Origin of the sequence: Pseudomonas sp., from assembly GCF_041601375.1 — a bacterium.
GTDB lineage: Bacteria > Pseudomonadota > Gammaproteobacteria > Pseudomonadales > Pseudomonadaceae > Aquipseudomonas.
In genome coordinates, this window is the sequence record NZ_JBFIIG010000038.1 from 17,391 (window position 1) to 28,255 (window position 10,865).

At 63.8% G+C, this 10,865-nt stretch carries 8 protein-coding genes and 1 pseudogene; 7 read left to right on the forward strand and 2 right to left on the reverse strand.

Annotated elements, in window-relative coordinates:
* Positions 1-71 precede the first annotated feature (71 nt).
* The 3 genes and pseudogenes from cas1f (at position 72) to cas3f (ABZE94_RS07825) (ending at position 4,388) form a co-directional block, all read left to right on the forward strand.
* Positions 72-1,037 carry a type I-F CRISPR-associated endonuclease Cas1f gene (cas1f, locus tag ABZE94_RS07815; protein ID WP_372874970.1) on the forward strand — a complete coding sequence of 322 codons (966 nt, stop codon included), beginning with the start codon at positions 72-74 and terminating at the stop codon, positions 1,035-1,037.
* Positions 1,034-2,581: pseudogene (cas3f, locus tag ABZE94_RS07820) on the forward strand (type I-F CRISPR-associated helicase Cas3f); the annotation flags it as partial. The gene cas1f and the pseudogene cas3f (ABZE94_RS07820), both read left to right, overlap by 4 nt.
* A gap of 94 nt (positions 2,582-2,675) precedes the next feature.
* The gene (gene cas3f / locus ABZE94_RS07825; RefSeq protein ID WP_372874977.1) at positions 2,676-4,388 is read left to right on the forward strand and encodes a type I-F CRISPR-associated helicase Cas3f; all 1,713 of its coding nucleotides are present in this window, start codon (positions 2,676-2,678) and stop codon (positions 4,386-4,388) included.
* Between the two features lie 231 nt (positions 4,389-4,619).
* On the opposite strand, the gene ABZE94_RS07830 is transcribed toward cas3f (ABZE94_RS07825), so the two are convergent.
* Complete coding sequence (locus ABZE94_RS07830; protein ID WP_372874971.1) at positions 4,620-5,885, reverse strand: type II toxin-antitoxin system HipA family toxin; 1,266 nt, start codon at positions 5,883-5,885, stop codon at positions 4,620-4,622.
* Complete coding sequence (locus ABZE94_RS07835; RefSeq protein WP_372874972.1) at positions 5,885-6,232, reverse strand: helix-turn-helix transcriptional regulator; 348 nt, start codon at positions 6,230-6,232, stop codon at positions 5,885-5,887. Before ABZE94_RS07835 ends, ABZE94_RS07830 begins: the two co-directional genes overlap by 1 nt.
* Before the next feature lie 287 nt (positions 6,233-6,519).
* Here ABZE94_RS07835 and csy1 point away from each other — a divergent pair, with 287 nt between their 5' ends.
* From csy1 to cas6f, 4 genes are read left to right on the forward strand one after another with little or no spacing between them, the layout of a single operon-like run.
* Entirely contained in the window at positions 6,520-7,884 is a 1,365-nt protein-coding gene (gene csy1, locus ABZE94_RS07840) for a type I-F CRISPR-associated protein Csy1 (protein ID WP_372874973.1), read from the forward strand.
* Positions 7,877-8,881, forward strand: coding sequence for a type I-F CRISPR-associated protein Csy2 (gene csy2 / locus ABZE94_RS07845; RefSeq protein ID WP_372874974.1), 1,005 nt, complete (start codon positions 7,877-7,879; stop codon positions 8,879-8,881). Before csy1 ends, csy2 begins: the two co-directional genes overlap by 8 nt.
* A gap of 5 nt (positions 8,882-8,886) precedes the next feature.
* Positions 8,887-9,909: a type I-F CRISPR-associated protein Csy3 gene (gene csy3, locus ABZE94_RS07850; RefSeq protein WP_372874975.1), complete on the forward strand. Its 1,023-nt coding sequence runs from the start codon at positions 8,887-8,889 to the stop codon at positions 9,907-9,909.
* 2 nt (positions 9,910-9,911) lie between these two features.
* Positions 9,912-10,475, forward strand: a complete 564-nt coding sequence (gene cas6f / locus ABZE94_RS07855) for a type I-F CRISPR-associated endoribonuclease Cas6/Csy4 (RefSeq protein ID WP_372874976.1) — start codon at positions 9,912-9,914, stop codon at positions 10,473-10,475.
* The last annotated feature ends 390 nt before the right edge of the window (positions 10,476-10,865 follow it).

Consider the following 10,865-nt stretch of genomic DNA (forward strand, 5'->3'; position numbering starts at 1 on the left):
GGCTAAGTTCGATTGGCAATAGATCAACAGGGCGCGTTTACTGTTAATTGAAACCCTCAGGGCTAAGCCTCATGGACGATATCCGCTCCAGCGATCTCAAGACCATCCTGCATTCCAAGCGCGCCAATATTTACTACCTGCAGCATTGCCGGGTGCTGGTCAATGGCGGGCGGGTCGAGTACGTGACCGATGCCGGCAAGCAGTCGCTGTACTGGAATATCCCCATCGCCAACACCACCACGATACTGCTCGGCACCGGTACCTCGGTAACCCAGGCGGCGATGCGCGAATTGGCCAAGGCCGGCGTGTTGGTTGGGTTTTGCGGCGGTGGAGGCACGCCGCTGTTTTCTGCCAACGAGGTGGATATCGAGGTCGCCTGGTTCTCGCCGCAAAGCGAGTACCGACCCACCGAGTACCTGCAGCACTGGGTACGTTTCTGGTTCGACGACAGCCTGCGCTTGGCGGCCGCCAAGGCCTTCCAATGCGCGCGTCTGCAGCGCATCCGTCATAGCTGGCAGAGCCGCGCCCTGCGCGACGCCGGTTTCAACATCGATGCCGCCGAGCTGGAGCGCGCCCTCGATGCCTCGCTGATCGCCCTCGAAGCGGCAGCGGACAACACCTTTCTGCTGACTGAAGAAGCGCGCCTGAGCAAGCGCCTGTTCGCTATGGCAGCGCGAGCGGTGAGTTACGGCGATTTCACCCGCGCCAAGGGTGGCAGTGGTAGCGATCCGGCCAACCGCTTTCTCGATCACGGCAACTACCTGGCCTATGGCCTCGGCGCCACTGCCACCTGGGTGCTGGGCATTCCTCATGGCCTGGCGGTGCTGCATGGCAAGACCCGACGCGGCGGCCTGGTGTTCGATGTCGCCGACCTGGTCAAGGACGCCACCATCCTGCCGCAAGCCTTTATCTCCGCCGTGCGCGGTGATGAGGAACAGGAGTTCCGCCAGGCCTGCATCGAAAACCTGACCCGTGGCGAAGCGCTGGACTTCATGATCGATACGCTCAAGGCCGTGGCCGAGAGCACCGGCCGATGAACATCCTGCTGATCGCCCAGTGCGACAAGCGCGCGTTGGTGGAAAGCCGGCGGCTCCTCGACCAGTTCGCCGAACGCCGTGGCGAACGCACCTGGCAAACGCCTATCACCCAGGCCGGCCTAGATACCTTGCGCAAGCTGCTGAAGAAAACCGCCCGGCGCAACACCGCCGTGGCCTGTCACTGGATTCGCGGGCGCGACCACAGCGAGCTGCTGTGGATAGTCGGCGACGCCAGCCGCTTCAATGTCCAGGGCGCGGTGCCAACCAACAGCACCCGGCGCGATGTGCTGCGCAAGAGCGATGAAAACGACTGGCACAGCGCCGAGGATATCCGCCTGCTCAGCACCCTGACGGCGTTGCTGCACGATCTGGGCAAGGCCAGCCTGGCATTCCAGAATCGCCTCAGGCCCGGTGCGCCCATGGCGCGCAACCTGTACCGTCATGAGTGGACCTCGCTGCGGCTGTTCCAGGCCTTCGTCGGCACTGACGACGACCCGACCTGGCTGGCGCGTCTGGCCAATCCTGGCGAGGACGATCACGCCAGCTGGCTGGGCCGTCTGCAACGCGACGGCCTCGACCCTGGCTGCGACAAACCCTTCAAAAGCCTGCCGCCGTTGGCAGCGGCGCTGGCCTGGCTGGTGCTGACCCATCACCGTCTGCCGCAAATGCCCGGCGAGGATGGCAGCCTGGGACGCAAGCTCGGTGCCTTCCAGTTCGGCATGCTCAAGAGTGTACCGGGCGACATAGACGCCGCCTGGAACGAGCACTGCAGCACCCAGGACAAAGCGCTGATCGAGCCCTACTGGCAGTTCCCCCACGGCCTGCCGGTCACCACCGAGCGCTGGCGCAATCGCGCCGGCAAACAGGCCGAGCGGCTGCTCGCCCTGCTGCCGCGGCGCGCTCAACGCGACTGGCTAGGCAGCCCCTACCTGATGCACCTGTCGCGCCTGAGCCTGATGCTCGCCGACCACTATTATTCCAGCCTGACCGGCATCGGCCGGGTGCAGGGCGAGCCCGACTACCCGCTGTGGGCCAACACCGAGCGCAAGAGCGGCAAGCCCAACCAGGGCCTCGACGAACACTTGCTCGGCGTCGAGGCCAACGCCGCGCTGATCTGCCACCGCCTGGCGGATTTCGAGCGCAGCCTGCCACGCCTGGCGCGGCACAAGGGCCTGAAGAAACGCAGCCGCGATGAGCGCTTCCGCTGGCAGGACAAAGCCTTCGACCTGGCTGCCGGCATGCGCGAGCAGGCCGCCAGGCACGGTGCCTTTATCGTCAACATGGCCTCCACCGGTTGCGGCAAAACCCTGGGCAACGCCCGCATCATGTACGCCCTGAACGACCCCAAGCGGGGCATGCGCTGCGCCTTCGCCCTGGGCTTGCGCAGCTTGACCCTGCAAACCGGGCGGGCCTTTCGCGACCGCCTGCGCCTGGGCGAAGACGATCTGGCGATCCGGGTTGGCGGTGCGGCCAGCCGCGAGCTGTTCGAGCACCAGCAGCAGGAGGCCGAGCGCAGCGGTTCGGCGTCGAGCCAGGCGCTGTTCGATGAGGACGGCCATGTGCGTTTCGACGGCAACGAGGACGCCCACCCGTTGCTCAATAAAGTGATCCTCGAGCACCCAGGTGCGTGCCCTGCTGGTGGCGCCGCTGCTGGTCTGCACCATCGACCACCTGACCCCAGCCACCGAAAGCCGGCGCGGCGGGCGGCAGATCGCGCCCATGTTGCGTCTGATGAGCGGCGACCTGGTGCTCGACGAACCGGACGATTTCGATATCGCCGACCTGCCCGCGCTGGCGCGCCTGGTGCATTGGGCCGGGCTGCTCGGCAGCCGCGTGTTGCTGTCCTCGGCCACCTTGCCGCCAGCGCTGATCCAGGGCTTGTTCGAGGCCTATCGCGCCGGGCGGGTCGCGTACCAGCGGCACCGGGGCGAGCGCCCCGGCGAGCTGCCGGATATCGCCTGCGCCTGGATCGACGAACAACGGCAAACGCGGTTGGCTTGTAGCGATAGCGCGGCGTTCAGCGCGGCCCATGACGACTTCGCCCAGCGCCGCCACGCCTGGCTGGGCGAGCAGGCGTCGCGTCGTCACTGCCAATTGCTGCCGCTGCGTTTCGCCAGTCAGCGATCGGAGGAGATTCGCCTGGAGTTCGCCGCCCAGGTGCTCGCCGCTGCGCAGAAACTGCATACCGAGCACGCCACGCTCGATCCACACAGCGGCAAGCGGGTCAGCTTCGGCCTGGTGCGCATGGCCAATATCGAACCGCTGTTCGACGTGGCCCTGGCGCTGTTTCGCCTGGGTACCGCCGAAGGCATGCGCATTCACCTGTGTGTGTACCACTCGCAGTTTCCCTTGCTGCTGCGCTCGGCCATCGAAAGCCGGCTGGATGCGACCCTCAAGCGCGAGCAGCCGGATGCGGTGTTCGCGCTGCCCGATATCCGCCAGCGCCTCGAGCGCTTCGCCGAACCGGATCAGCTGTTTATCGTGCTCGGCTCGCCGGTCACCGAAGTCGGCCGCGACCATGACTACGACTGGGCCGTGGTCGAGCCCTCGTCCATGCGCTCGTTGATCCAGCTCGCCGGGCGGGTTCGGCGGCACCGCCCCGAGTCCTGCGCGCAGGTCAATGTGCAGGTATTCGACAGCAACCTGCGTAACGCCGAACACCGCGACCAGCCGGCGTTCTGCAAACCGGGCTTCGAGAACGACCGCCCCTGGCGGCTGAATTCTCACCGCCTGGATACGCTGCTGGAGGTCGAGCAGTACCAGCGCATCGACGCCCGCCCGCGCATCCTCGAACGGCCAGCGGCGCAGATAAATCCCACCGGCAATCTGGTCGATCTGGAACACGCGCGCCTGCAGGACTGGATGCTGCACAAGGCCGAGCCCGACCCGGCAACGCTTTCACCCCGCGAGCGCCTGCGCCAATCCGCGCAGAACCGTGAGTTGAGCGCCCATGACGGCTGGAGCCAGCCGCTGCTGCACCTCACCGCCATTGCCCAGCAACAGCAGCCGTTTCGCCTGGATACCCGGCTACGGGTCGATCTGGTGCTGCTGCCGACGGAAGACGGCGAGGACTTCCAACTGACCCGCATCGACCCCGGCAAGCGCCGTTACGAAGAGCTCTATGTGCCGGTTGAAAGCAGTCTCAACCAGCGCATTGCCGACAGCGAACTGGCCGGCCCGCGCATCAGCCCCTGGGGTGCAACCGACTACCTCACCGCGCTGGATGAACTGGCCCAGGAGCTGGACATGACCCTGGAGGCCTGCGCCAAGCGCTTCGGCACCGTCAGCCTGCCGGACAACGACCGCGGCTGGCGCTTTCATCCCGTGCTGGGGTTTGCCAAACGTAAATAGTCCGCTGCTGTGCCGTAATGTCGTCACTTAGCATTCGACTCAATGCGACCAACCCCTCGCTCTCTGGAGAGCGAAACGCGCAACCACTTAAGTAGCCTGGGTTGAGCGCAGCGATACCCGGGAGAGGATGTCCTGGGTGTCGCTATGCTCAACCTACGTGGCTAGACCCAGGCTACCTGTAGCCGCGAGTCCGTTGGTTGGATGCCGCGCTGTCAGGTAATCACCGGGCATCTAACTGTCGATGCGAAAATCCCCATGCAGCGCCTTCCAGTGAGCGCGCAGGGCAGCCTTGTGCGGTTCGTGCATTGGGCTTTGCGCCAGTGCGGCTGGCCACAGCTCTCGGGCTTTGGCGATGGCGGCCTTGAGGTTGTAGAGAATCGGCGATTCCGGCAGATCCGCATGCGTGGCCCAGCGCCGGAAATGCTCGAGCGATACGCTGTGCCACTGCTTCGTCTGCGCCATATTCAATGCGAAAGCTTCCTCGGCCGGGATATAAGCCTTGGTGAAGACAATGTCGTAGGCCGGCGCAAGCACCGGGTTCACCCCATCGGGGTAGAGAATGCTCCAGTTCTTCAAATGCGCATCGCCGTTGCCCAACAGAATATTGACCAGCAGCCGAATGGCCATCTGCACCGCATCCTGCTGGCCGTTATAAGTGTTCTGGTAGATCAATCGGGCGATCTGTTCGTAGCTGGCCTTCTGGTATTTGTCCGCCGCGTAGGCAAACAGCACCTGGGCGAAATCCTCGGCATGCACGCGGCTGCCCTCGGCCCGGTCGAACCGGCGAATCCCATAGGCGTAGCCTTCGTCGGGCAGCTTGATCTCCGGCAGGCGTTCGAGCTTGTCCAGTTCCACCAGGCGGATCTCCGGGATGTTCACGCCGGCCAGCGCCGCCAGGCGCATGCTGGTGTACTCGTTCAGCGGTACATGGGCATGCACGGTGGAGGGCGTCTTGATGATCCAGTCGCCGGGTGCATTGGCATCGCCCAGCAGGTAGCGACCATCGCGCTTGTGCATGGAAAATTTCATCTGCACGCCGGCCAGGGAAAAATGCGCCACCCGGTCCACGGTATCCACCGCCACCCGGTCGAGCCGCCCGCGGTCTCCAAAGGCCGTGTCCGGAATATCCTCCGCCTTGACCGGCTCGGCGACCAGCGCGCCGGGCAGGTCGGCACCGAGGTGGACGAGCAGGGGGAATTCGTTGTTCTCGTGAATTTTCAGGCGCTGGGCCAGCAGTTGGCGCAAGGCCCCCTCGGGCAGCAGGTTGCTCAGCAGCGGGTGCAATTGCATGTTGGTCGCCACCGGAAAGATCTTCCCCGCACGGGCGGCAAATGTGCCTGGGTTTGCCAGTGACAGGGTCAGTGCGGGGCGCTTGGCGTCTGCGATGAATTCCGGTGCCAGGGACAACACCGTGCGGTTGTGCGCATAACCGGCGATATAGCCGACCAGCCGCCCATGCAGCGTCAACCTGAGCGCCGAGACCTGTTCGCCGGCCATCAGTCATCCCCCAGATCTTGCCAGGGGTCTTCGATGGTTTCTTTCACGCCCTTGGCAGGCATGGTCGGCGAGACGCCCGCAGGGTAGACGAACCGAGACTCGAGCGCGCCAGCAGCGCCGGCCGCCAGCAACTGTTCGACCTGGCCCGCCAGCTCCTTGGGGATCAGCATCAGGGTTGCATCCAGCCCCTCGGCGATCTTGTCCAGAGTGGCGAGGCTGGGGTTGCCTTCCTTCTCGATCTTGCCGTACTGCTGCCGATTCAGGCCCACCCGCAGCGGCATGTCCTTGCCCTTCAGGCCGAGCTGCAAGCGCCGGCGTTTGATCTGTTCCAGCAGGGTGGTACGCATGGGTCACCTCAACATCAGCATCAAAAAGTGAAGCCTGTAAGGCTCTATCGGTTAATAAAGAGCCTTATGTGCTGCAAAAAATATCATTAGAAACTTGTGTGTTTCAGTAATAAATGAAGTCTTTAAGGTTCACAAATAATTTTTGGCAGTATGTGTACTGCATTTACGGAGAAGTGAAGCATAAAAGCTTCTAGGTTTGACCTTGGGCTTTTGGATAAGGCCTCAAGACTGCTGGCAAAACGATGCTACTTTGACTGCCGCCATTCCCAGCGCAAGGACACGCGGTTATGCACGACCCCTCACCCCGTCGACAGAATGAAATCCGCAACCTGATCGAAGGCTTTATCGCCGAACGCCTGGCCACCAAGCTCGAAGGCTTGAGCGACGATGATCCCAAGCGTGCCACCCTGTTGATCCAATACGCACCAGCCGCATGGCTGGAAGATGCCGCACGGCGTGCCGGGCAGATTCAGGCGGTGACCCATACGCTCAAGGCGATCCATCCGGACGCCAAGGGCACCAACCTCTATTGTTTGCCGAGCGCGCTGCCTGCACATGAGCTGGTGGGCAGCCATTGTCTGGGCGACAACTTTGCCGGCGATGTGGTGGGTAATGCCGCGGCGCTGGATGTTTACAAGTTGCTCAAGCTGGAGCACGACGGCCAGCCACTGCTCAGCCTGTTGCTGGCTGAGGACACCGATGCCGTGGCGGCCTTGAGTACCGATGCCGAGCACGTCCAGGGCCTGGCCGCAGCTTTTACCAGCATTACCCGGCCACGCGACGGGTTGGCCTCCCACACCCATGGAAAACAGCTCTACTGGTTGTCTGGCGATGACCCGTGCAACGACGCGCACTTCCATCTGCTCGCACCGCTTTACGCCAGTTCGCTGGCGCACCGGGTTTACCTGGGCATCCAGGCTGATCGTTTTGGCGAGCCGGCCAAGGAGGCGCGGCAGGCCCGGCGCGACAAGCAGTTCCATCCTGGAGTGATTCGCGAATACCCGCAGCTGGCGGTGCAGAAGCTCGGCGGCACCAAGCCGCAGAACATCTCCCAACTCAACAGCGAACGGCGTGGCGACAACTATCTGCTTGCCTCCCTGCCGCCGAGTTGGCAGCAGCGCGATGTGCGCCTGCCGGTCCGCAGCAAAGACGGTTCGATATTCCCCGCGTTCGGCCAACGCCCGGCGGTGCGCGAGCTGGTCACCAGCCTGCGCGAGTTCCTCCTGAGTGGCCCGCCGTCTAACGTGCACACCCGCAACAGCCGCGACGAATTGCTCAGCGAATTGATTGACGAGCTGCTGCTGTATTCCGCCGAACTCTGGGCCTTCGAGCCGGGTTGGTCGGCCAAACCCGAGTGCAACCTCAATCGCGCCGAGAAACTGTGGCTGGATTTCCGCCGTGCCGGCCAGGATGAAGTCTTCGCCAGTGAGTGGCGACGCATGGCCTGGGCCGATGAAATCCGCGAGCGCTTCGCCAACTGGCTCAACGCCCGCTTGGTGGCCAAGCTTTCGGTCGGCGATATGGAGAACAGCTACTGGGCCAAACACTTCGGTAGCGATGCCCTATGGCTCGACCTCAACTGGCTGAACAAGGCCTGGCTGGAACAGTTCGAGCGCGAGCAGCGCGACCTGGGAGATGACGACCATGAGTGAGCTCGCGCAATCCAACGGCCTGCTGATCCTGCCGCATGTGCGGGTGCAGAACGCCAATGCCATCTCCAGCCCGCTGACCTGGGGCTTCCCCGCCATCAGCGCGTTTATCGGCCTGATGCACGCCGTCGAGCGCAAGCTGGATGGCCGCTACCCGCTGCTGTTCGACAGCGTCGGGGTGATCTGCCACAGCCATGAGGCGCAAGTCACCGAAGGTTATCAACGCGCCTTCCACCTGACCCGCAACCCGGTCAACGAACGAGGCGAAACCGCCGCCATCGTTGAAGAAGGGCGCATTCATCTGGAGATCACCCTGGTCTTCGCCGTCAGTGGTTACGTCGAAGGCGAGCAACCCAACCCGGTACAGGGCGACTGGCAGCAGCGCCAGCAGATCGCCCGGGATGTCGCCGACCTGCTCGGCGGCATGCGCATCGCCGGTGGCAGCGTATTCCTCGACCCGCAGCACAAGCCCTCGCTGCAACCGCTGGCAGTTTCGGGCGCGGAGCGCAGCGAGCAATTTCGTCGCTTGCGCCGCCGCTGGCTGCCGGGCTTCGCCCTGGTCAGCCGTGACGACCTGCTCGCTGCACACCTGCAAACCCTGCGCGCGCAGGACGCCAAGGCCGACCTGCTCGACGCCTGGCTCGACCTGTCCCGGCTCAATATCCGCGCAGAAGAAACCCGCCCGGCCAGCGAGACGCAGCCGGCCAAGGTCGAGTGGCGTGCTCAGCGCGTGCTGCCCAACGGCTGGCTGGTGCCGATTCCGGTGGGCTACGGCGGCCTGAACCCGTTGCAGAGCGCCGGCACTGTCGCCAACGCACGGGACGAGCAAACCCCGCTGCGTTTCGTCGAGAGCCTGTATTCCATCGGCCAATGGCTCAGCCCGCACCGCCTGCGCGATGTGGACGATCTGCTCTGGTGCGCCAGCGCCGAGCCTGAAGCCGGTCTGTACCGCTGCCACAACCACTACGCCCGTAGCCTTTTTGCTGATGACAAGGAGTGACCATCATGACCACCACCACACCCCTGAAGACCGCATCCGTTCTGGCCTTCGAGCGCAAGCTCGACCCGTCCGACGCGCTGTTCCATGCCGGTGACTGGCAGGCGCGCGACAACTGGCAGCCGCTCGCAGTGCGGGAAAAATCCGTGCGCGGCACCATCTCCAACCGCCTCAAAGCCAAGGATCAGGATCCGGCCAAACTCGACGCCGCCATCGAGAACCCCAACCTGCAGACCGTCGATGTCGCCGCCCTGCCGCACGACGCCGATACCCTGCGCGTCAGCTTCAGCCTGCGCGTACTCGGCGGCGCAGGCACGCCCTCGGCCTGCAACGCTGCCGACTACCGACAGAAGTTGCTGGAGACGGTGCAAGGTTATGTCGGCGCTCACGGCTTCGGCGAACTGGCGCGGCGCTACGCGCACAACCTGGCCAATGGGCGCTTCCTCTGGCGCAACCGCATCGGTGCCGAACAGGTAGAGGTGCAGATCGCCCACCTGGTCGACGGCAAGGCCGCCAAGCAATGGACCTTCGATGCGCTGGGCCTGTCGCTGCGCCACTTCGACGCTACTGGCCCCGCGACCGCGGCGCTGACCGAGCTGGGCAGCCTGATCGCCGATGGCCTGAGCGGTGAGCGGCATGTGCTGCTCGGCGTGACCGCCTATGTACGGGTCGGTGTCGGCCAGGAAGTGTTTCCGTCCCAGGAGCTGATCCTCGACCGCGGCCGGGGCGACAAGAGCAAAACCCTCTACCAGATAGGCGGCATCGCCGGCATCCACTCGCAGAAGCTCGGCAACGCCCTGCGTACTGTGGACACCTGGTATCCCGATGCCGGCGACCTCGGCCCCATCGCCGTGGAACCCTACGGATCGGTCACCACCCAGGGCCGTGCCTACCGCCAACCCAAGGCCAAGGCGGACTTCTACAACCTGCTGGATAACTGGCTGCTCAAGGACAAAGTGCCGAGCGAAGGCGACCAACACTTCGTCATGGCCACCCTGATTCGCGGCGGCGTCTTCGGTGAGGCGGGCTAGCCATGGACCACTACATCGACCTGAAACTGCTGTCCGACCCGGAGTTCCCGCCCACGCAGCTGATGAACGCGCTGTTCGCCAAGCTGCACCGCGGGTTGGTCGAGTTGGGCTGCGACGATATCGGTATCAGCTTCCCCGATAGCCCGCGCGCCGGCCATGGCTTTGGTTCGCGCCTGCGTTTACACGGTACGGCAGCGGGGCTGGATCGGCTGCTGGCCTTCAATTGGCTGAGCGGCATGCGCGATCATGTGCAACTGAGCGAATTGGCCGCGGTGCCGGCCGACACCCAGCACCGTGGCCTGCGCCGCGTACAGGTCGACAGCAACCCCGAACGCCTGCGCCGCCGTGCCATCAAACGCCACGGCTTGAGCGAGGAACAAGCCCGCCAACGCATCCCCGACCACGCCGGCAAAACCCTCGACCTGCCCTTTATCGATCTGTACAGCCAGAGCAGCGGCCAACGCTTCCGCCTGTTTATCGCCCAGGGCCCGATCCAGGCCAACGCCCAAATCGGAACCTTCAACGCCTACGGCCTAAGCCACGAGGCGACCGTACCCTGGTTTTGACCCTTTTTTCGCGGGCTAAACCAAGCGCTTTGAAAACAAGGAGTTAGCGAACAGAAGAAAAACAGGGTAAATCGATGGAAAAGACCAATAACGCTTTGCAGAGTAAGGCGTTAGGGTTTTATTGCGCTGGTTCACTGCCGCATAGGCAGCTCAGAAAGTCTAATGGACACGGCCAATGGTACGTTCCGGGTTCACTGCCGCATAGGCAGCTCAGAAAAATTTCAGGACGGCTCATTTGTTACCCCATTAGTTCACTGCCGCATAGGCAGCTCAGAAAGGGATGTTCGGGAAGAACTTATCCGCGATGAAGTTCACTGCCGCATAGGCAGCTCAGAAACACTCCACCCAGCTATCCACCATGCACGGCTGCTTCACTGCCGCAAAGGCAGC

Bases quoted from the DNA above. Each gene is read 5' to 3' on its own strand.
- csy1 (WP_372874973.1), top strand. From the start codon at position 6,520: ATGCACGACCCCTCACCCCGTCGACAGAATGAAATCCGCAACCTGATC.
- csy3 (WP_372874975.1), top strand. From the start codon at position 8,887: ATGACCACCACCACACCCCTGAAGACCGCATCCGTTCTGGCCTTCGAG.
- ABZE94_RS07830 (WP_372874971.1), bottom strand. From the start codon at position 5,885: ATGGCCGGCGAACAGGTCTCGGCGCTCAGGTTGACGCTGCATGGGCGG.
- cas1f (WP_372874970.1), top strand. From the start codon at position 72: ATGGACGATATCCGCTCCAGCGATCTCAAGACCATCCTGCATTCCAAG.
- ABZE94_RS07835 (WP_372874972.1), bottom strand. From the start codon at position 6,232: ATGCGTACCACCCTGCTGGAACAGATCAAACGCCGGCGCTTGCAGCTC.
- csy2 (WP_372874974.1), top strand. From the start codon at position 7,877: ATGAGTGAGCTCGCGCAATCCAACGGCCTGCTGATCCTGCCGCATGTG.
- cas6f (WP_372874976.1), top strand. From the start codon at position 9,912: ATGGACCACTACATCGACCTGAAACTGCTGTCCGACCCGGAGTTCCCG.